This is a genomic window from Bacillus subtilis subsp. subtilis str. 168 (assembly GCF_000009045.1).
In the GTDB taxonomy this organism is placed as follows: domain Bacteria; phylum Bacillota; class Bacilli; order Bacillales; family Bacillaceae; genus Bacillus; species Bacillus subtilis.
In genome coordinates this window covers 2,275,698-2,295,287 of the sequence record NC_000964.3, presented here as the reverse complement: position 1 = coordinate 2,295,287, position 19,590 = coordinate 2,275,698, and the positions used below count along the sequence as shown (strand labels likewise).

Annotated in this window: 22 protein-coding genes, 3 pseudogenes and 3 other annotated features; of the genes and pseudogenes, 16 read left to right on the top strand and 9 right to left on the bottom strand. The window is 37.8% G+C overall.

From position 1 onward, the window contains the following. Nucleotides 1-6 precede the first annotated feature (6 nt). Nucleotides 7-1,002: a transcriptional enhancer involved in BCAA homeostasis gene (silP, locus tag BSU_21780; protein NP_390061.1), complete on the bottom strand. Its 996-nt coding sequence runs from the start codon at nt 1,000-1,002 to the stop codon at nt 7-9. Nucleotides 1,003-1,250: 248 nt separating this feature from the next. Here silP and ilvA point away from each other — a divergent pair, with 248 nt between their 5' ends. The 7 genes from ilvA (at nt 1,251) to dinF (ending at nt 6,619) form a co-directional block, all read left to right on the top strand. Then, entirely contained in the window at nt 1,251-2,519 is a 1,269-nt protein-coding gene (gene ilvA / locus BSU_21770; RefSeq protein NP_390060.1) for a threonine dehydratase, read from the top strand. Between the two features lie 85 nt (nt 2,520-2,604). Further along, nucleotides 2,605-2,856, top strand: coding sequence for a hypothetical protein (ypmP, locus tag BSU_21760; RefSeq protein ID NP_390059.1), 252 nt, complete (start codon nt 2,605-2,607; stop codon nt 2,854-2,856). A gap of 147 nt (nt 2,857-3,003) precedes the next feature. Next, complete coding sequence (scuA, locus tag BSU_21750; RefSeq protein NP_390058.2) at nt 3,004-3,585, top strand: assembly factor BSco of the Cu(A) site of cytochrome c oxidase; 582 nt, start codon at nt 3,004-3,006, stop codon at nt 3,583-3,585. 77 nt (nt 3,586-3,662) lie between these two features. Next, on the top strand, nt 3,663-4,430 hold the full coding sequence (gene ypmR / locus BSU_21740) for a putative exported lipase/acylhydrolase (lipoprotein) (RefSeq protein NP_390057.1): 768 nt from the start codon (nt 3,663-3,665) through the stop codon (nt 4,428-4,430). A gap of 9 nt (nt 4,431-4,439) precedes the next feature. After that, complete coding sequence (gene ypmS, locus BSU_21730; protein NP_390056.1) at nt 4,440-5,003, top strand: hypothetical protein; 564 nt, start codon at nt 4,440-4,442, stop codon at nt 5,001-5,003. Nucleotides 5,004-5,015: 12 nt separating this feature from the next. After that, nucleotides 5,016-5,210, top strand: coding sequence for a hypothetical protein (ypmT, locus tag BSU_21720; protein ID NP_390055.1), 195 nt, complete (start codon nt 5,016-5,018; stop codon nt 5,208-5,210). A gap of 71 nt (nt 5,211-5,281) precedes the next feature. Beyond that, nucleotides 5,282-6,619, top strand: coding sequence for a damage inducible, Na+ driven multidrug efflux pump (dinF, locus tag BSU_21710; RefSeq protein NP_390054.1), 1,338 nt, complete (start codon nt 5,282-5,284; stop codon nt 6,617-6,619). Between the two features lie 49 nt (nt 6,620-6,668). Here dinF and ypoP read toward each other — a convergent pair whose 3' ends face one another. Continuing rightward, nucleotides 6,669-7,094, bottom strand: coding sequence for a putative transcriptional regulator (MarR family) (ypoP, locus tag BSU_21700; protein ID NP_390053.1), 426 nt, complete (start codon nt 7,092-7,094; stop codon nt 6,669-6,671). A 131-nt stretch (nt 7,095-7,225) separates the two neighbouring features. Between ypoP and msrA the strand changes: the two genes are divergently transcribed. Together msrA and msrB are read left to right on the top strand one after the other, a co-directional pair. Then, a complete protein-coding gene (gene msrA / locus BSU_21690) occupies nt 7,226-7,759 on the top strand; it encodes a peptide methionine S-sulfoxide reductase (RefSeq protein NP_390052.1) in 534 nt (177 codons plus the stop codon). After that, on the top strand, nt 7,760-8,191 hold the full coding sequence (gene msrB / locus BSU_21680; RefSeq protein NP_390051.1) for a peptide methionine R-sulfoxide reductase: 432 nt from the start codon (nt 7,760-7,762) through the stop codon (nt 8,189-8,191). A 43-nt stretch (nt 8,192-8,234) separates the two neighbouring features. Then, nucleotides 8,235-8,840, bottom strand: a sequence feature (Evidence 5: Unknown function; PubMedId : 25326298, 28535266; Product type cp: cell process). Here the strand turns inward: msrB and spsMc are convergent. Together spsMc and sprA are read right to left on the bottom strand one after the other, a co-directional pair. Beyond that, nucleotides 8,235-8,840: pseudogene (spsMc, locus tag BSU_21670) on the bottom strand. Its footprint overlaps the feature before it by 606 nt. 39 nt (nt 8,841-8,879) lie before the next feature. Beyond that, entirely contained in the window at nt 8,880-10,517 is a 1,638-nt protein-coding gene (sprA, locus tag BSU_21660) for a serine-type phage integrase; phage SPbeta (protein NP_390049.1), read from the bottom strand. A 202-nt stretch (nt 10,518-10,719) separates the two neighbouring features. On the opposite strand from sprA, the gene yokB reads away from it, so the two are divergent. From yokB to BSU_21638, 4 genes are all read left to right on the top strand, one after another. After that, nucleotides 10,720-11,430 carry a hypothetical protein; phage SPbeta gene (gene yokB / locus BSU_21650; protein NP_390048.1) on the top strand — a complete coding sequence of 237 codons (711 nt, stop codon included), beginning with the start codon at nt 10,720-10,722 and terminating at the stop codon, nt 11,428-11,430. A gap of 206 nt (nt 11,431-11,636) precedes the next feature. Next, nucleotides 11,637-12,152 (top strand): conserved hypothetical protein; phage SPbeta, encoded by a 516-nt coding sequence (gene yokC, locus BSU_21640; RefSeq protein NP_390047.1) that lies wholly within the window; start codon nt 11,637-11,639, stop codon nt 12,150-12,152. A gap of 179 nt (nt 12,153-12,331) precedes the next feature. After that, nucleotides 12,332-12,487 (top strand): hypothetical protein; phage SPbeta, encoded by a 156-nt coding sequence (locus BSU_21639; RefSeq protein ID YP_009513972.1) that lies wholly within the window; start codon nt 12,332-12,334, stop codon nt 12,485-12,487. Between the two features lie 161 nt (nt 12,488-12,648). Continuing rightward, on the top strand, nt 12,649-12,783 hold the full coding sequence (locus BSU_21638; protein YP_009513971.1) for a hypothetical protein; phage SPbeta: 135 nt from the start codon (nt 12,649-12,651) through the stop codon (nt 12,781-12,783). Nucleotides 12,784-12,802: 19 nt separating this feature from the next. Here the strand turns inward: BSU_21638 and aacD are convergent, their stop codons facing one another. The 3 genes from aacD to nukF form a co-directional block, all read right to left on the bottom strand. After that, nucleotides 12,803-13,621, bottom strand: coding sequence for an aminoglycoside N3'-acetyltransferase (gene aacD / locus BSU_21630; RefSeq protein NP_390046.1), 819 nt, complete (start codon nt 13,619-13,621; stop codon nt 12,803-12,805). A 303-nt stretch (nt 13,622-13,924) separates the two neighbouring features. Then, complete coding sequence (gene yokE / locus BSU_21620) at nt 13,925-14,407, bottom strand: conserved protein of unknown function; phage SPbeta (RefSeq protein NP_390045.1); 483 nt, start codon at nt 14,405-14,407, stop codon at nt 13,925-13,927. 13 nt (nt 14,408-14,420) lie between these two features. Next, nucleotides 14,421-15,311 (bottom strand): calcium-dependent DNA nuclease, lipoprotein; phage SPbeta, encoded by an 891-nt coding sequence (gene nukF / locus BSU_21610; protein NP_390044.1) that lies wholly within the window; start codon nt 15,309-15,311, stop codon nt 14,421-14,423. Nucleotides 15,312-15,612: 301 nt separating this feature from the next. Here nukF and yokG point away from each other — a divergent pair, with 301 nt between their 5' ends. Continuing rightward, nucleotides 15,613-16,686, top strand: coding sequence for a conserved protein of unknown function; phage SPbeta (yokG, locus tag BSU_21600; protein NP_390043.1), 1,074 nt, complete (start codon nt 15,613-15,615; stop codon nt 16,684-16,686). Nucleotides 16,687-16,831: 145 nt separating this feature from the next. Next, nucleotides 16,832-16,948 (bottom strand) — a sequence feature (Evidence 3: Putative function from multiple computational evidences; Product type e: enzyme). Here the strand turns inward: yokG and yoyK (BSU_21599) are convergent. Together yoyK (BSU_21599) and yoyK (BSU_21598) are read right to left on the bottom strand one after the other, a co-directional pair. Continuing rightward, nucleotides 16,832-16,948: pseudogene (gene yoyK, locus BSU_21599) on the bottom strand. (Overlaps the previous feature by 117 nt.) Continuing rightward, nucleotides 16,941-17,180, bottom strand: a sequence feature (Evidence 3: Putative function from multiple computational evidences; Product type e: enzyme). It overlaps the preceding pseudogene by 8 nt. Then, nucleotides 16,941-17,180: pseudogene (yoyK, locus tag BSU_21598) on the bottom strand. It overlaps the preceding feature by 240 nt. The pseudogenes yoyK (BSU_21599) and yoyK (BSU_21598) overlap by 8 nt, the downstream one beginning before the upstream one ends. Nucleotides 17,181-17,209: 29 nt before the next feature. On the opposite strand from yoyK (BSU_21598), the gene yokH reads away from it, so the two are divergent. Together yokH and yokI are read left to right on the top strand one after the other, a co-directional pair. Continuing rightward, nucleotides 17,210-17,767 (top strand): conserved protein of unknown function; phage SPbeta, encoded by a 558-nt coding sequence (gene yokH / locus BSU_21590; protein NP_390042.1) that lies wholly within the window; start codon nt 17,210-17,212, stop codon nt 17,765-17,767. A gap of 99 nt (nt 17,768-17,866) precedes the next feature. Beyond that, nucleotides 17,867-19,582, top strand: a complete 1,716-nt coding sequence (gene yokI / locus BSU_21580) for a putative RNase; phage SPbeta (RefSeq protein NP_390041.2) — start codon at nt 17,867-17,869, stop codon at nt 19,580-19,582. Nucleotides 19,583-19,590: the final 8 nt, after the last annotated feature.

Here is a 19,590-nt window from a genome sequence, read left to right as displayed (position 1 = left end):
CGATCGCTAGATCATTTGATTTTTTAACGTCTCTATAAAGCTCAAGCCCTCAAAGGTAATTTTTGTGCCTGCGCGTCCGCGGCTTTTGGTGACATAATCTTTTTTCTCCAAATAGTCGAGACGGCTTCTGACCTGCTGAGGAGTTAACGAGGTTTGGGTATTTTTGCTGTGTTCAGAAATGATCCGTCTGCTGGCAGGTTCTCCTTTTTCGTTCAATACTTTTATTGTTTCCAAAATAAACAAAAACTCAGCTTTTTCCATTAAAGTAAGCAGTTTCGCTTTTTTCTTCGACGTTTTTCCGTCTATCGTGCCTCTAATATACGGCGGCAGGTCATATGGCTGAATCGTTCCCCCGCTTGATACTGCCGCCATATAATCTGCAGCGTTTTTTAATTCCCTGACATTGCCTTCAAATGCATGCTTCTCAAGCACGGGAAAAACGGAGGGATCGATTAACAATTGCTGACCAGAATTTGAGAGAAAATGCTGTGTCAAAAGCGGAATATCGCTTTTTCGTTCCGATAATTCGGGCAGTGTGAGCGTTAAAATGTTCAGTCTGTAGAATAAGTCTTGCCTGAATGTATGTTCCACGGATCGGTCTGCAGAAGCACAGATCATTCGCGGTTTCTCCGTGTCTGAATCAAGCGCTTTTAACAGCTGAGCTTGTACAGAAGCAGGCATGCGCCATACATCATCAAGAAAAAGGGTTCCTCGTACCGCTTTTTGAAAAACACCTGTGTTTCCGTTAGGGCCAAAAAGCTCATGAATAAGGGTTTCTTCCGAATGGGTGCTGCAATTGACGCTTATAAACGGTTCATTGCTTCTCGAAGATTCCAAGTGTATGGCATGTGCGAAGTGATTTTTGCCTGTTCCGATTTTTCCTGTTATTAAGACAGGAAGCTCCGATAACGAGAACTGCTTGGCGATTCGCTTCGCTTCCAGAAAAGTTTGATGTTCTCCGATTAGATGTTGAAATGTATTGAGTTTTGGTGCACTATTCATCAATTGGCTCCTTTTGGTTCTAATTGGTTTCATTATATCATGCCTTTTGGTTGAAAACACCCTTTATTTTACGATCATCTTTTTTCTTGGCTCTGCAGGATAATGGTTGAACAGAAGTTACCACAAGATGTGGTGGACATAGTCTGTATTTTTTTAATTATTAAATAAAAATAATTGTCTTATTTTTTGAATATTCATGTTATAATGGCATATTAAATAGGGATTTAAAACAAGAAAGGAATCTGTACATGAAACCGTTGCTTAAAGAAAACTCTCTCATCCAAGTGAAAGACATTTTGAAGGCTCACCAAAACGTAAAGGACGTTGTCATTCACACACCTTTGCAGAGGAATGACAGACTTTCTGAGAGATATGAATGCAATATCTATTTAAAACGCGAAGACTTGCAAGTTGTCAGATCTTTTAAGCTCAGAGGGGCTTATCATAAAATGAAACAGCTTTCCAGCGAGCAGACAGAGAACGGAGTTGTGTGTGCAAGTGCCGGAAACCACGCTCAAGGTGTGGCATTTTCGTGTAAACATCTTGGCATTCACGGGAAAATTTTTATGCCGTCTACTACACCGAGACAAAAAGTATCTCAAGTTGAACTATTCGGAAAAGGATTTATCGATATTATTTTGACAGGCGATACGTTTGACGACGCGTATAAAAGCGCTGCTGAATGCTGTGAGGCGGAATCTCGGACGTTTATCCATCCGTTCGATGATCCGGATGTGATGGCCGGACAGGGAACGCTCGCAGTCGAGATTTTAAACGACATTGATACAGAACCGCATTTTCTTTTTGCAAGTGTCGGAGGCGGCGGCCTTCTCTCTGGGGTAGGTACATATTTGAAAAACGTGTCTCCTGATACAAAGGTAATTGCTGTTGAGCCGGCGGGAGCGGCATCCTACTTTGAATCAAACAAAGCTGGGCATGTCGTCACACTTGATAAAATTGATAAGTTTGTAGATGGGGCGGCTGTTAAAAAAATTGGCGAGGAAACCTTCCGGACGCTGGAAACTGTCGTTGATGACATTCTCCTTGTGCCTGAAGGAAAAGTATGTACATCCATTCTTGAATTATATAACGAATGTGCGGTTGTTGCTGAACCGGCTGGAGCTCTTTCTGTCGCAGCGCTTGATTTGTACAAGGATCAAATTAAAGGGAAAAACGTGGTGTGTGTGGTAAGCGGGGGCAATAACGATATCGGAAGAATGCAGGAAATGAAGGAGCGTTCCTTGATTTTTGAAGGCCTTCAGCATTATTTTATCGTCAATTTTCCACAAAGAGCGGGGGCGCTCCGCGAATTTCTTGACGAAGTCCTCGGGCCGAATGATGACATTACAAGGTTTGAATATACGAAGAAAAATAATAAAAGCAATGGACCTGCTCTTGTCGGCATCGAGCTGCAGAACAAAGCCGATTATGGGCCGCTGATTGAACGGATGAACAAAAAACCGTTTCATTATGTAGAGGTGAACAAGGATGAGGACTTGTTCCATTTGCTAATCTAATTTTTTTACACAACCGCGCAAAATGACAGACAGCCCGGCTGGCATCATATATAATAGAAGAAAAACAAAAAAGAGGATTGATAGCTTGTTACTCAAAAGCCTAGAGTTCAAACGCGGTGACGGGATTCAGGTGAAAGTGACAGAAATACCTGTATTAAAGGAAGATGAGCACTATTTCTTTATGTTACATCACCATTTGCAATTCTACTTAAAAGAAGTGTTTTCATCAAACAGCAGGGCAAAAGTGTATTCTTTCCGACATTATATGAAGCGGCGGATGAAGTGGGCAGATTATCAGGCTGTATTTCATCAAGAGGTGTTAAAGCACAACGCGTAACATGCCGTTTTTTACCTGCATGCCCTCCTTTGTAATCGTTAATGGGGAGGCATGCAGGATTTTTTTTGCTCAGTATCGAATACAAACATGGGACAGTAAGGACGGTTTTAGAAAGCGTTTTTATGCTGGCTGGAAAGGATGGATGTCATGAAGGTTATCAAGGGGTTAACGGCTGGGCTGATTTTTCTGTTTTTGTGTGCATGCGGAGGACAGCAGATTAAAGATCCGCTCAATTACGAGGTGGAGCCTTTTACATTTCAAAACCAAGACGGCAAGAACGTTTCTTTAGAGAGTTTAAAAGGAGAAGTATGGCTGGCGGATTTTATTTTTACCAATTGTGAAACTATATGTCCGCCAATGACCGCTCATATGACCGATCTGCAAAAAAAACTGAAAGCCGAAAATATAGATGTCCGCATCATATCATTTAGTGTTGATCCAGAAAACGATAAGCCGAAACAGCTGAAGAAATTTGCCGCAAATTATCCATTATCTTTTGATAACTGGGATTTTCTCACGGGATACAGCCAGAGTGAGATTGAGGAGTTCGCACTTAAGAGCTTTAAAGCGATCGTAAAGAAGCCGGAGGGAGAGGACCAAGTGATTCATCAATCTTCTTTTTATTTGGTAGGTCCGGACGGTAAGGTGCTGAAAGATTACAATGGAGTGGAGAATACACCGTACGATGATATCATTTCCGATGTGAAGTCAGCCAGTACACTCAAGTAAGCTAAGAGACTAGGCATTTGCAAATCTTCTAAAACATGATACACTTTCCACTAGTAGAATGGGAAGGAGCAACAAGATTGAAGCTGCGCATTTTTTCAATCATGGCCAGTTTGATTTTGCTTCTTACTGCGTGTACGAGCATACGTACATCATCTGAGGGAAAACAAAAAGCCCATGAAACGAAAACAAAAGAACACATTGTCATAGCGGCTGTCGGAGATTCGCTGACAGAAGGAGTCGGAGATCCCGACGGAAAGGGATATGTCGGCAAGGTGGCGGATTCTATCCGGTCAGATAAACAAGTCAAAACGGTCGACGTGAAAAATTATGCTGTAAAAGGGAACCGTTCGGATGATTTATTAGAAAAACTAAAAGATAAAAAGGTTCAAAAAGGCATAAAGGACGCAGATTATGTCTTTTTTACAATTGGCGGTAATGATTTGATGAAAATCCTTCGCCAAAACTTTCTGCAATTAACCGTTGAACCGTTTCAGGAAGCGGAAAAACCGTACGAAAAGCGCTTTGAAAAAATCATTTCTGAAATTCGCGAGCTGAATGATCACGCTGAGCTGATTTATGTCAGCATGTACAATCCGTTTACGTTTACATTATCAGAACTAAATGAAATAAATGGTGTCGTCACGGATTGGAACCATATTGCTGAAAAAGAGCTGAAAAAAGATAAACATGCAAAAATCGTCCATATCGAAGATTTGTTTAATCAAAAAAGTGACAGCAGCCGAATTTCTGAGGAAGATGATTTTCATCCTAATGGTACGGGTTATTCTCTTATCGCAAAGCGCGTCTATCAAGCCATTAAAAAAGAAGGATTACCGAAAGAGTAGGGTGACAGCATGAATAAGTGGAAGCGACTGTTTTTTATATTGCTTGCAATCAATTTTATCCTCGCCGCCGGGTTTGTGGCACTTGTTTTGCTTCCGGGGGAACAGGCTCAGGTGAAAGATGCATCTGAGAGCGAGTATGGATTTCAAGTGACAAGCACAAAAGAATCATTAGCTGCGTTTGTTAACTCATATTTAAACGACAAAGCATCAAACAAGCTTGATTATAAAGTAGAGATTGATGATGATGTTCATGTCGCAGGGAAAATCAAGGCATTTTCCACGTCTATTGATGCGTTTATCGCTTTTGAGCCGACCGTGAAAAAAAACGGTGATGTAGAGCTGAATGTCACGAAATTTTCGTTAGGGAAATTGAGTATACCAATTAGCTTTGTGTTAAATTATATGGACAGCTTTTATGAATTGCCGTCATTTGTCCATGTTCACCCCGGAGATAAAAGCATTGAAGTGCGTTTGTCAGAAATGCCTTTAACGAATGGAATGTATGTCAAAGCGGATAAGATAAATTTAGAAAAAGATGAAATTGAGTTTTCCTATTACCATCCTAAACAATAGAGGTGACTGAAAATGAAACGGATTTACCAGTATTTCAGTTTATTATCCTTTACATTTTCCCTGTACTTCGGCTGGCTTGCTTATCATCATCTGGCTGCTGAAGATATGGATCAAATGTATTTGAATGTTTCCTATTGTGCCTTGTTCCTAAGTGTGATGGTGTTTACATTCGGTATGCGAGACCGAAAAAAAACCGATAAGTCATGAAAAAAGAGACATGAAACAACGTCTCTTTTTTCGTGTGGTCCGAAGAAAATTTGAGAACACAAGGAGAAAAGATGAAAGCATACGATTTTACACAGGGGAACGTGCTGAAACAGCTTGTACTGTTTTCAATGCCTATTATGCTCGGAAACGCATTGCAGGTTTCCTTTCAATTTATAGACAGCTTGTGGATCGGCAATTTACTGGGGGCAAAGGCCCTTGGGGCAGCCGCGGTATCAAGCACGATTGTTTTGACCGTGCTGTCTTTTATTTTGGGCCTTAACAATGCGACGTTAACCATTTTATCTCAGCAAAAAGGAAAAGATGATATAAAAGGAATGGCGTCGTATATTAACGCTTTTGTTGTTTTATTAACAGGCCTAAGCATCGGATTCGGCGCGGCCGGTTTTTTTCTCTCAGAGCTTTTGCTGCGTCTTCTAAAAACGCCGGAGTCAATGATACCGCTTGCTGAGACGTATTTACAGATTCAATTTATCGGCATTTTATTTTTGTTTGGTTATAACTTTATCAGTACTGTGCTTCGTGCGCTGGGCGACAGCAAGACACCTCTCCGGTTTATTGCGTTTGCTGTTGTACTGAATACAGTGCTTGCGCCGCTCTTTATTTCTGTGTTCCGCATGGGAATAGCGGGAGCGGCTTATTCAACGATTTTGTCACAGGGCATTGCGTTTTTGTATGGGTTGTTTTATGTCATCAAACACAAGCTTGTGCCATTCTCGATTCCGAGAATGCCCAAGTGGGAAGAGTCCGCGCTGATTTTGAAACTCGGGATTCCGGCAGGTCTGCAGATGATGGTGATTACAGGCGGTATGATGGCGATTATGAGTGTTGTTAACTCATACGGGGATCACGTGGTATCAGGCTTTGGCGCGGTGCAGCGGCTTGATAGCATCATCACGCTTCCAGCAATGGCTGCCGGTACGGCCGTCAATAGTATGGCAGGGCAAAATATTGGAATCGGAAACGAAAAAAGAGTGGGAACAATTGCAAGGCTAGGTGTGATAGCTGTTATTTCCTGCATGCTGGTGATTGCGGTTATGATTTGGGTATTTGGTAAATACCTCATAAGGTTATTTATCAGTGAGCCTGATGCGGTCGCATTTGGTGAACAATATTTGAAGTGGATCGCGTTTTTCTACCCTTTTATTGGGGTTAATTTTGTGCTGAACGGAATCGTCAGGGCCGCGGGAGCGATGCTGCAGGTTCTGGTATTAAATTTGATCTCGTTTTGGGTGTTGAGGTATCCTTTCACAGCTCTATTTTCAGCTTGGCTTGGACAAAAAGGAATCGGGCTTGGAATCGGAATGAGTTTTTTATTTAGCAGCTGCGCGGCATTTTTGTATTATAGATATGGCCGCTGGAAAGCAATGAAGCTGTTTACTGAAAAATAAGTGAAGCACTGCGAAAAGCACATACCTATATATCGGTATGTGCTTTTTTTCACCGTTTTTTATCAAGTTTGCTGAAGAGCTCGATTAACGTGGCAAGTTCAGCATCAGTGTAGCAGTCAAAGCGTTTAAAGAAATATTCCGTTTTTTTCTCGTTAAAGTGCTGAAGGACTTTTTCGCCCGCTTCAGTGATATGAATGCGGATGATGCGTCTGTCTTCCTTCGATCTGATTCTCGTAATCCATTCCTTTTCTACCAGCGCATCGGTCACAGCCGTAATGTGGCTTGCCGATACCTCTAAAATAGGCGCAAATTCAGTGACTTTTTTAGGCCCTTGTTCACTAAGGATTCGAAGAATGGTGAATTCATTCCGCGACAGCTCTTTATCTAAAATTTCATTGATTTCATTGCGTATTTGTTTAAAGACTTTACGGAGTAAAGTTTCCATATCGTACATCATCTGTGTTCTTACTTTCAAATTTGTGAACCTCCATTACATAAGCATATTGCTTAAAACCTATAGATTTTATTGAAAAGCAGAATCATTTTCATTCTATTTTTACATGCTATAATATAATAATACCACGTATTAACAAAGGAGGCACCAGTATGTCTGAAAAAAAAGAAATCGCCACATTTGCAGGAGGCTGTTTTTGGTGTATGGTTAAACCTTTTGACGAACAGCCGGGAATTGAAAAAGTGGTGTCCGGGTATACAGGCGGCCATACTGAAAACCCTACGTACGAAGAGGTGTGCAGTGAAACGACGGGACATCGTGAAGCCGTTCAAATCACGTTTCATCCTGATGTATTCCCTTATGAAAAACTGCTTGAATTATTTTGGCAGCAAATCGATCCGACAGATGCCGGAGGGCAATTTGCTGATCGCGGCAGTTCCTATCGCGCAGCCATTTTTTATCATAATGATAAACAAAAGGAGCTTGCGGAAGCTTCCAAGCAACGTCTGGCGGAAAGCGGCATCTTTAAAGATCCGATTGTAACGGACATTTTAAAAGCTGAACCTTTCTATGAAGCGGAAGGCTACCATCAGCATTTTTATAAAAAGAATCCAGCACATTATCAGCGCTACCGGACAGGTTCCGGACGAGCGGGATTTATCAGCGAGCATTGGGGGGCTAAATAAATGGCGTACAATAAAGAAGAAAAAATAAAGTCATTAAATCGCATGCAATATGAAGTAACGCAAAATAACGGCACGGAGCCGCCATTTCAAAATGAATATTGGGATCATAAGGAAGAAGGGTTGTATGTAGACATTGTGTCAGGCAAGCCATTGTTTACATCCAAAGATAAATTTGATTCCCAATGCGGCTGGCCAAGCTTTACAAAGCCGATTGAAGAAGAAGTGGAAGAAAAACTGGACACGAGCCACGGCATGATTCGCACAGAAGTAAGAAGCCGAACTGCTGATTCTCATCTTGGCCACGTATTTAATGACGGACCGGGGCCAAACGGACTTCGTTACTGCATAAATTCAGCAGCGCTGCGGTTTGTTCCGAAGCATAAGCTAAAAGAAGAAGGATACGAAAGCTATCTGCATCTCTTTAATAAATAAACTGTTAAAAACAGGCCTGCCTAATGGATAGACAGGCTTGTTTTTATGCCTTTTTCTCTTGATGCAATTCTTCAATAATCTGAGCAATTCTTTCTTTCGTAATGAGCGGGGCTTGATCTGATTGATACCCAGGCAGATTGACTTTGCGAAAGTCAGGATGTTTTTCCGGCTCTGGAAGGATCGCATAAAGGTTGCCCCATTCATACAGTGATTCAATTTCATGTGGAGATGTTAATTCTTCGTGAAGCTTTTCACCTGGACGCTTGCCCACTTCTACTGCAGCCGGCCGCGGGAGCCCGTGCTGCGATGCATATTCTTCAAACCCATGAATCAGTTCTTCAAGTTTCAGTGATTCCATTTTGAAAATAAAGGTTTCTCCGCCTTTTGTAATAGCAGCCGATTGTAATGTCAATGTAGCTGCATCGTCTATTGACATGAAAAATCTGGTCATGTTTTTGTCTGTGATGGTCAGAGGTTCACCCTCCATCATCTGTTCAAATAATATGGGGATGACCGAACCTCTGGAACCGAGAACATTTCCAAAGCGGACCGAACAAAACAAGGTTCCTTTGTTTTGGACGTGGCGGTTTGCTTGATGAAACAGCTTTTCAGATAACAGCTTGGTGGCACCCATTGTGTTCACAGGAGATACAGCTTTATCTGTTTTTTAAGATACTTACTACTTTTCTTAGTGGAAACTATTAGTGGCTGTGAGGTCAAAAATGAAATTAAACCTTAGGATAGGGGTTATTTCAAATTGAGCTGGTATAGGCCCTTTTCTTTTTTGTGTCATGTTAACAATAACATCTTTTAAGACCATCCTTAATAGCTCGTTCTTTTTCTCTGAGCTTGATTCAATGTGATACTGGTCAATTATTTTATTTATGTTGTTTCTCACTGTATTACTGTCTATTTCTGATTGTGTATCTTGTAATCCATTGAGCTCATTCTTTGCATTCTGGAGCTCTTTAAATTCTTCATCTAATGCAGCTTTTCTCTTCAAAAAAAGTTCATCACTGTAAATGCCACTTTCATATTTATCGAAGATGAAGTTCTCTTTGTTTTTTAGCTCTTTCTCTTTTTGTGAAAGGTGTTCAGACATTTGCTTTTTTGTTTTCATGTTACTGTTGTCGTCTTCGTACTTTGAAAGCATCGAATTGATGTGTTTTGTTAAAGTACTATCATTTAAGTCATTTAAGGAAGAGAGGTAATCCAGAATTGCATTTTCAACATCGTTATATCTCACATACGTACACTTATTTTTCTTACATGTGAGCGATTTAACGTGATAAACGCTTTCAGTTCCATCTTTGTTTTTTCGTATGCGTTTAGATTCGTATTTAGATAAAGGCTCACCACATTTTGAGCAAGTACAAACACCGGCCAGTTCACTTAATTCAAATTCATCTTTATTTGGCAAAAGGGGAACTTTGTTTGCGATTTTTACTTGTGATTGTTGAAATTGTTCTTTGTCAATTATAGGAGCATGCGCATCTTGTACTACAATTTGTTCTTTTTCAGGTCTAATTGTTCTCTTTCCGTCTTTTGTTTTTTCTCTAACCTTATATTTAACAGTTCCTATATAAACTTCATTTTGGAGAATTGCTTTGATTGTGTATTGATTCCAACGTTTTTTCCCTGACGGTGTAGGGATTTGTAAATTTGTTAGATGTGAAGCAATTGCTGTATAGCTATAATCTTTTCCATTCAACCCATTTAGAAAGATGTTAAAAATTAATTGAACTACTTTTGCTTCATCCTCAACTGGATCTAGTTTAGACGTCTTTTTGTTTAATTGGTATCCATAAGGTGCCAGTCCAGATATCCATTTTCCCTGTGCTGCATAAGTGTATTTAGCGCCTGTCATACGCTCCCTAGTCATTTCAAATTCTTCTCTAGCCATAAATAACTCAAAACGTATCTGGCGCATGTCAACAGGGTTTCTAGGGTCATAAACCTTATATGGTGTAATTATGATCAATCGTTTGCTTTGAAGGAGGTTAACAATTTGTCCTGCATCGCTATAACTCCCACGACTAAGTCTTGTTATTTCTTTAACAGCAATTGCCTGATATTTGCCTTCCTCAAGATCTTTAAGACATTCTTTGAAAACAGGTCGACCATCAATGCTTTCTCCTGATCCAATCTCCATTTTTAATTCATAAGGGATCTCAATGGCCGTAAGTATTTTATTCATAAGTTCTTTTTGTTCTGTGAGTGTGTCTTCACCTGTTCTTTTTTCTCGTTCCATGTCCTGACGAGAACGTCTAAGATACCCTAAAATATTTGTGATGTTGTAAGAATTAACAATGTTTTTTAACTCCAAAAATTTAGCACCTCTTTATTTGTGTTTAATGTCAAAACAGAAACTTAATTAAGAATATTTTATCTGACATTGAATACGAAAACAATACAATAATTTGAAGGAATTGAATTGATTGAAATTTTATGAAAAACCTTCTTGAACATGGGTTATAATTAGTTCATCTAAATTCATTGTAAATACTTTATAAATCCAGGAGGGCTTTATGAATATTCGCTTTTCAATGTTAGTTTGTGTATCTTTTATTTTCTTCACTGGTGGGTGTGCTGAAAGTAGTGCGAATTCAAATGATGGTTCTAAAAATAAAAATGAGTCTAAAGAGGAATCCTCCGAAGAAGGTGTAAAGGAAAATGATAATAAACTCGCGGATACTCCAAATATGGATGATTGTATTGAAGTGTACGGAAAAGAAGAGTGTGAACAGATCACTGAGTACTATAAAAGTGAAGAAGGGCAAAAGGAGTTGGATGCAAGCGAAACAGATAAATATTCTGCAAAGTCTCAAACAAGTACTACACATAAAGATATCTATGAAAAAGTATCCTGGCTTGTTAAAGAAATGTTCGGAGTACCAGAAAGAACAATTCCAGCTGATTATGAAAAAAGTTTGGTAGAAAAAAGGGATGATGGTTTATATTACATTCAATCTTCTTATGAAATAAAAGGAACTGGAAACCAAGCGGATACTTACTATGAGTTTGAAATGTTGATGGATAATAAATACAACTTGATAGACGCATATTTTCCCGGCAGCACAGGAAGATATTCACGCCCTATGGTGTATGACAAACTTAAAAACATGGAAATACCAGAAGTAAAGAAAGTATCTCCAGAGGAAGAGAAAAGGGAAGAGAAAAAACGTGAAGAAACAATGAAGAGTATTTATGGGGAAGAGCATATAAAGGACAATAAATAAGTAGCAGTATAAATAAGTGTACGTTAAGTAGTTTAAATAAAATTCACATTTTATTTAAACCTGAAAGCTGCTTGAATACATCACAAATATAAAGTATCCTGTATATGTATCATAGTTGGTGTATCAACCACTATAGGCCAGAGAGTTCCCTCACATACTCTCTGGCTTCTTTTATTAACCTTACATTATTATTTATGGAGGATAGTATGGACAATCGAAAAATGCTTCTTAGACAGAAGTTGAAAATAAACAAACAAAAAAGCCTCCGAGTAACATTGATGTCAACACTGCCTCGTGATATGGCAACTACTATTGAGGATTGTAGTCTAATCACATCTCCTGAATTAGAAAGAATCCTAGATAAAGTTCAGAAAAAATGGAACTTTGAGTTACATAAAAATGATTTTGCAATTAAATACAGTGAGCATAGAAAAGAATACAGTTGGGAATATGAAGTGATCAATCATGTGCAACAAACTAAGCTTCCTGATGAACAAGTTTACTTATATTTAGGGATAGAGGATAGCCCAATTTTTCTGATTAACGGTAACTGGATAATAGAGAACTTTAATTTTCTGTGGGAACAAATAAATAACAGCGATTTATGGATTATTGACTTTAATTTTAAATATGGGGTTCTAGTGTCTCGATATGGCGGATATTTAGATCATGATCCTAACCCAAATGAAATTATTTATGCAGTCACTGAATGGGGGATATAAAATTGATTTATACAACAGAGAGTTGCAAAGGGCTTTGAATCTGCATTTTTGGTGGATTTGTAAAGTGATTTACTTAGTGAAGGAAATTAAAGAATGAAGAGGCGAGCCGCATTGTATAAAGCATAAGTTAATTCGTGGATTACGTGGTATGATAATCTCAAAGACGAAGGGGGATAAGCATGTTTAAAGAAGTAGACTATTGCACTTGTGAAGTGTCCAAAGTTTATACCGAACAAAATGATATGGGACATTGGGATGTATGTGATATCTGCAAGAAAGTCATTGAAGATACTTTTGAGTACTTTAATTACAATTCAGATGATTATTATGGATGAAATGATTTGACAAAATTTTTGAGTCAACGTGACACTCTGTTTTGCTTTACATCGGCTAATATGATAATAAGGTAATAAATAGCCAGGCGTATTTCCGAAGGGGAGAGCGCTTATTTTTATAACGAGTTAAGCCCTCCCATTGTTAAGCGAGGATCAAAAGAGTGGGAGGCCTTCTCAGTGAAAAGGCTAAACAGGTGGACACTAAAAATAAGCTTGAAAAATTTCCTTCCAAGCTCAATGATTTAACTGTCAATTTTAAACCTAAAGAACCCGATAGTTTTAAAAAGTGTTACTAAACTCATTTGGTAGACCAAGCTATTTTTTTATATTTTTACTATCATTATTAATAAACCATTTCTCAGCAAAATCCACTGCTTCTGTAAGTGAAAAAAGGCGGCAATTAGCAGAACCCACTTTGCCAACTTTCATATTATGTTCTGCTTCAAACGCTTGACCGACTTCTTGAAATAGTTCTTCTCTAAATTCAAGTTCTTTATATTCTTTCCATACTCTTTTACCTTCTACTATTATAGGTGCACCCCTGTTTATAATTTTTTGATAAGGAATTCTGTACTCAGCAAGATGGAAGCAGGTACTACTATCAAAATCAGCACCTAATAATAATACATATGATTCCCGTATATAAAGTTTCCCCAGAGGTGATTGTTCACCCAGTCCGAATTCTAAAGGATGTTGATTAAGGATTTTGTTTTTATGTTTTCCCCAAGCTACAAAGGAGTAGTTTGGGTGATTACTTCTTTTAACTTCTGGATAAGACCTGAATAACTCTACTATTTGCCCCATCCCTCTAGTAGTGGGGGTATAGTTAGAATTATAGGCTGGCATACTTTCTCTAATAATATCCCACCACTCCTCTGGTACGGGAGGGTTTCCCCATTCTTTTGGGTCAGATAATTCCACGGATTGAGAAGGCATCACGATGGTACCTTCTTCAGTAACAACATCTATTAATGCTTGAATCACAGCAACAGCTCCACCATTTACCCATCCTATAGAAGATAAAGAGGAATGTACAAGTACGGTCATCCCTTTCTTTAATCCTAAAGCTTTCAAATCTTCTGTTATAGACTGTTTTGTTCTTGGAAAAGTTGTACTTTCAACTATTTTTTTCATTTAGTTCATCTCCTATCTATAACCTCTTATTAGATACTCTGTAAGTTTGCAACAATTAAATTAGCAAGACCCCTTGATGAAAGGTGTTGTTTTTTTATTCATCTTCTTAAACTAACTGACCCGTTAATTTAAGTGGAAGTTATTACAATCTCTTTATATTTAGTTTAACATAAATAACCAAGTAAACTTAGAAATCCATTTAAAACTACATAAAATATAAGAAACTCCGTTATCCATAATATTAAATCAACCTTTATCTTTAACTTAGCCATATAAAAAAAGAAAAGCCCAAAAACGGGCTTTTTATTTTGTTTGCTCTCTTAGTATAGCTACTATTTTATCAAGAGAATGTTCATCAATATTTCTAATGGTACGCTTGCTACTCATTCCAAGCTTACCTTTGATTTTTAAATGGAGGATACCCAATTGCATCGTGGCCATTCCCAAGGGATTTGGAGCAATATCGAAGTCAACTTCTTTGATACTTTTAAATTCAACAACTTCAGTATCTGCACCCCCGAAAAAACCGCCTTTCATAGTGACAAATAGAAGTTTCTTTTCAGTGATAACCATAAAACCAAATTTAGTAAGCTTTGGATCTGCAGAAGTCATATGTAAAATCTTTTCCTTTTTCCCAACTTCCTTTTTTAAAGCTTTAATTGCATACTCATAAAACTTTCTTTCTGATTTAGGGAATTCTTGAATGATGGACTCAAGATCTTTTAAAAGTATTGGATAATCTATGATTCCATACTTAGAGTTTAATTTATGAAATTTTTGTCCCATCACTTATCTCCTTTCATCGTTCACAAGCATAGTTGTCATGATCCCTGTCCATTTTAGATTGGTAAGCAGGGTGGGAGCTAGGCACTCCATTCGGATATTTCTTTCTTAACTCTGTGCAATTTTTAAATGTTTCTGTTCCTCCAGTTGTCTCTGAAGAAGCTTCTTTTTCAGTTGTAGTCGAAGTTTCACTTGATGCCTTTGGAGTTGTAGGCTGTGTTGCTGCCGGTTTAGATGTTGTTGCTTTTTTAACTGCAGTGGTTTTCTCTTTCACACAGCCATTAAATCCTCGGTCAGTCACATATCCATTCTTGCTCCAGATTGAAAGCTTCTCTGATTTTGCTTCTTGCTCGTCTTTCTTAAATTGATCTATGTATTTCGTATTTGGCTCATATACATACGCTACTCTGGCCAATCCTTCTTTTAGCAATGTTTCCTGAACAGATTTGCCATCCACATAAACATAAGCTAATAGTCTTCCGTATTTATCTCTGCGATCACCTTTGTCAAATTCAAGCTGCAGCTTACCACTGTTGACCAATTCTTTATTTCGTTTTGACGCATCCTCACCATATGGTTGAACACAAGAATTTGGTTTCTTTGTTTCAGGTGTGTCTATGAGCAAGTAGCGTACTGTGTCTACATTTCCGTTGTAGGTAACTTTAATTGTGTCACCATCAACAGCTCTATCTAGAGTAACATCGACCAATTCCTTTTTGTCTTTTTCCTTAGACTTGTCAGCAGTTTTTTCTTTAGTAGATTCCTTTTGTTCTGTTTTCTTTTCCACATCCGTAGACGCTTGTGGTGTTTCTTTTTCTGTGCTTACTTTTTCAGAATCATTTGAGCTGCAGGCTGCCAACGATAAGCTCAAAGTGAATGCTGCAAAACCTAATAATACTTTCTTCAACTTCATTTCCCCTTTTAGAATGTTTGTTCTCTATTTATATCGGTAAACCATCAATAATTATAATCCTGTATCCAATTTTTGTGAATTAAATTATTCCTTAAATTTTGTCTTGTGATGAAATAAAACTGGCGACTGTCATTGTAATTAGTTTAGCTGCATTTTCATTTTCGATCTGCTCTACAAAATGATTCCCGTCTTACTTTTTTATCGAATAAAAAATTGAAAAAATAAAATAATTTGGTAGGTTTTTTGTTATATTAAATATATAAACTCTAGATGATATGAAAGGGCGGGTCAAGAAATGAAATATGATAATCTTTTAGATGCAACATCCCAATATGGACCACAGGATCTTTTATTAGGAAGAGATGGGCTAATATCTACTGGATATTGGGCAAAAACTCAAGCTAATATTCTTACTGGAACGGGTTTGCCTGTGAGCAATGATGAGATGAAAACTTATTTGAACTTACCGAAAAACGTTGAAATACCTCAAGATTTTCAGAAATTATATGATGTTTATAACGAATATAAAAAGTTGTGTGACTGGTGGTTGGAGAAATTATTAAGCTGTGTTAATAAAATGGCTAATGATATATACAATGTTGGGTCTACCACTTCGGAATTGATAAACGAAGCATTACAACCAGGTTTAAGGGCAATTACAACTGCAAGCAATGATCAAGATAGACAAGATGCTATTCAAGATTTTCATGAGGTCTGTCTTATACTTATGAGAGAGCTCGATGAAAATCAACAATCTATGAAAGATGTTCAAAATCTACTAAATTCCTTTCTTCAAGGAGGTAACAACTTCATAGGTGTTACACAATTGAACAATTCTTTTGAAGAAGTAATGACTTATTTAGATTCACAATACAATGATGAGAGCGAGATACATGATTTATTGAATATATTCATGCAATTTAAAAAATTGTTGGGTGAAAGTCTTGAAGAGCATGAGATAAATGAGAAAGTAAAATTCAGCTCTGAGTTAGGCCCTTTAATCGGGTATATAGTATCCGAAATGTTAGAGTATTCTGATGTTCAAATGTTTAAACAACGAATTGATAATTTTCAGAATTTAAACGGTGTAGATGCACAAGTTGCATTAGTTGTAAAAGTTTTAAGTCTGTTTCACGGCATCAATATAGACTTGCATAATGTAATATACCAGGCAGAAAGGTCTCTGGAGTTTATAGAACAAACTGAAGGAAACTGGCATTCTATAGCAAATCAATTTTATTCACTCGCACAAGGGTTTGAGAATGAGGATATCAATAAGCTTTCTACGGATCTTGATAATGCTGCGGCCACTTGGGAAGCTGTTGCTAATAAAGCAAAAGAGTTTGTAACAAATTCATACCAAGGATAAAAAATGGGTAATCTGAAAAAGTGTAAAAAGAGGGTTAAAAATAACCATCCTCCATTGCTTTAGTCAGTATGGAAAAGTCAGCACCATAGTTTTCTTCATAAACCCATTCATAGCCTATTTGACCCCAATTTGGGAATTGATCAGGTCACAATTTTCCGAAAGTAGCTTCAACTTCTTTGAATTTCTTTTTTACTTTACGATAACCTTGTGTAAACAATATTTTTGCTCTAAGAGCTTCAAATGAATAACCATGGCTAATATTGGCTCCTTGTCTTAATCAAACAATTCAAGGATTCCGTATAGGCGTTTGTAATGGGAGAATTGAAATAGTTGAATATCTCTTCTTCCCAATTATTCATTGACTTAATCAGGTTTTTAAAATAAGTCATTAACTCTTTAGGAACCTTTGAAAGCCAGTTTTGAATCATATTTGTTAACATTATTACTTTTACCAATATGAATAGAAAGAAATCCAAAAAGAGATGCCGAAACATCCCTTTGATTTAAATATGGGGTGATTTATTTGACTAACTTTGTTCATAAGACGGTAAATGGCTTGAAAAGTCTTTTAGATGAAAAAGGAGCCATTCAATTGTTTTGTTCAGAAGGTGATATCATGGAGTTCCTTGTTACATTTTCACCGGACAAAGCAACCCTGAATGACATTCAAAGCTTTGAGGCTAAACACCAGCTTTCCCTTCCAGAGGATTATCAGAAGTTCATCACACTACATAACGGTGCGAAAATTTTTGAGATTCTTTCTGATGGGGAGAATATAGGTGGAGGACTTCAGCTATTTAGCCTTGAAGAGATTGAAGAGGAACTAAAATATGAGGATTTGTTTGAAGGTATCAATGGTATCCCAATTGGCTACTTATTGGAAGAATGCCATTTAATGATCGATAAAGATAAAATTAATCAAGGTGATCCTAACTATCTCTATATATTTGAAAGTGGTTTAGAATATAATCCATTAAATTTAAACTTTGAAATATTTTTAGACCGGTATATATTGGCTAATGGGGAACCTTTTTGGGATTGGCGCTACTATACCGCAGAAAATTATTATAGAACAAGATAGTGTGATGTATAAGACAGTCAGTTCTGGCTGTCTTTTTCTGTTATTCAAGCAAATGATTGTGGTAAAATTTACATAGAGTAGGCTTGAAAGGAGAATGAAATGAAGGTATTTGAAGCTGATTCATTGCTCTCTGAAGCGGATAAAAGAACCAAAGAGTATAAGGAACTAAGGTCGCAAATGGTGAAGCTCAAAAAAGCGTTTAAAGCTGTAGCTGACCTAGACGACAGCAAGTTTTCAGGTAAGGGTGCAGACAACATTAAAGCATTTTATCATGACCATGTCGGCGTTACAGATCAATGGATTGATCTTATCGATATGAAAATTGTTTTCTTAAGCAGCATTTCTGCAAAACTTGAAGACGCTAAGATGTCTGATGCATACATAGAAGAATCCTTCTTAGAACATGAACTTGTAAATGCATACACAAAATCAAAATCCATTATGTCTGAACAGAAAAAAGCAATGAAAGACATTTTAAACGACATCAATGATATTCTTCCACTTGAAATATTCTCAACAGAAGACTTCAAAGACAAACTTTCCTCTGCAGATGACAAACGTGAAAAAACAATCGATAAGATAAACAAGCTTGATGAGGATTTAAAAACAGAGTACGCTGAGACTGAACAAAATGAACAATTCATCCAGCAAGATTTTAAAAAGCTGCAGGAATCAACAGGCAAAGGGAAGAACGCCACACCGATTCACTATAGCGCCAAAGCGTATAGAGAAAGTGACATACATAAGAAAAAAGGCGATATTGAGCAGCATTCAGAAGCTTATTTAACCGTGAAGAAAGAAGAAGCAAAGGAACGTGAAATCAAGGAATTAAAGAAAAAACTTAATGACGGTGTGTCTGATCCTGATGAATATTTAGAGATTGCTAAGAAAGTAGGGTACGAGAATCTGGAGCCAGCTCAAGTACAGCTTGCAGTGCAAATTGAACAAGCAAAGCAGCTAGAAGGAGCAGGAGAAATCACCTGGGACATCGTAAAAGGTGTAGGGGTAGGCTTATATGACGTTGGCAAAGACACTGTAACCGGCTTATGGGACTTCATCACCGATCCAGGAGAAACATTGTCAGCGCTTGGCAATGCAGTTATTCATCCAGTTAAAACATATGATGCAATATCTGCTGCAATTGAAGAGTCATATCAAAAGGATATGGTGAATGGAGATGCCTATTCAAGGTCAAGATGGGTAACGTATGCAATTGGCTCAGTGGCTGCAGCTGTTATCGGAACAAAAGGTGCAGGAGCCATTAACAAAGCTGATGCAGCAGGCAAGGTAATAAATAAAGCTAGTCAAGCAGGGAAGAAAATTAAGGACGTCAAGATTCCAGATTTGCTGCCTTATAACCCTAAGTACGATCTTGCTATGGCAGGGGACGTGCCATACAATGTAGTGGATGGAGAAAACTTAAAAAATCAGCTAATGAGTTTTGCTAAAGGGTCAGATAAAGAAGTAAAACCTTTCGATGTCGTTGATTATAGACCAAGTAACAGTCCTTTAGAGAATCATCACGGTGTAATGGACGTATGGGCTAAACACAATGTTCCGAATTATGTGAGTAGAGGGAGTAACACACCAACAGTAGCTTTAACTAAGGAACAACACAACGCTACCAAGAAAGTATATAGAGAATGGTTGTTCGAAAAAACAGGGAAGAAAGTTGGCGGCAAAGTAAACTGGAAAGAAGTATCCCCCAGAGAAATACAAGAACTTACTGAGAAGATGTTTGATGCTGCTAATGTTCCTAAAGAAGCTAGACAGCAATATTATAACGCATTTAATCAATACAACTTTAGAAAGTAGGTGCGGAC

What these genes read in the sequence shown, in the direction of transcription:
- silP (NP_390061.1), bottom strand. Translation starts at nt 1,002, where the DNA reads ATGAATAGTGCACCAAAACTCAATACATTTCAACATCTAATCGGAGAA.
- ilvA (NP_390060.1), top strand. Translation starts at nt 1,251, where the DNA reads ATGAAACCGTTGCTTAAAGAAAACTCTCTCATCCAAGTGAAAGACATT.
- scuA (NP_390058.2), top strand. Translation starts at nt 3,004, where the DNA reads ATGAAGGTTATCAAGGGGTTAACGGCTGGGCTGATTTTTCTGTTTTTG.
- ypmS (NP_390056.1), top strand. Translation starts at nt 4,440, where the DNA reads ATGAATAAGTGGAAGCGACTGTTTTTTATATTGCTTGCAATCAATTTT.
- ypmT (NP_390055.1), top strand. Translation starts at nt 5,016, where the DNA reads ATGAAACGGATTTACCAGTATTTCAGTTTATTATCCTTTACATTTTCC.
- dinF (NP_390054.1), top strand. Translation starts at nt 5,282, where the DNA reads ATGAAAGCATACGATTTTACACAGGGGAACGTGCTGAAACAGCTTGTA.
- msrA (NP_390052.1), top strand. Translation starts at nt 7,226, where the DNA reads ATGTCTGAAAAAAAAGAAATCGCCACATTTGCAGGAGGCTGTTTTTGG.
- msrB (NP_390051.1), top strand. Translation starts at nt 7,760, where the DNA reads ATGGCGTACAATAAAGAAGAAAAAATAAAGTCATTAAATCGCATGCAA.
- yokB (NP_390048.1), top strand. Translation starts at nt 10,720, where the DNA reads ATGAATATTCGCTTTTCAATGTTAGTTTGTGTATCTTTTATTTTCTTC.
- yokC (NP_390047.1), top strand. Translation starts at nt 11,637, where the DNA reads ATGGACAATCGAAAAATGCTTCTTAGACAGAAGTTGAAAATAAACAAA.
- BSU_21639 (YP_009513972.1), top strand. Translation starts at nt 12,332, where the DNA reads ATGTTTAAAGAAGTAGACTATTGCACTTGTGAAGTGTCCAAAGTTTAT.
- aacD (NP_390046.1), bottom strand. Translation starts at nt 13,621, where the DNA reads ATGAAAAAAATAGTTGAAAGTACAACTTTTCCAAGAACAAAACAGTCT.
- yokE (NP_390045.1), bottom strand. Translation starts at nt 14,407, where the DNA reads ATGGGACAAAAATTTCATAAATTAAACTCTAAGTATGGAATCATAGAT.
- yokG (NP_390043.1), top strand. Translation starts at nt 15,613, where the DNA reads ATGAAATATGATAATCTTTTAGATGCAACATCCCAATATGGACCACAG.
- yokI (NP_390041.2), top strand. Translation starts at nt 17,867, where the DNA reads ATGAAGGTATTTGAAGCTGATTCATTGCTCTCTGAAGCGGATAAAAGA.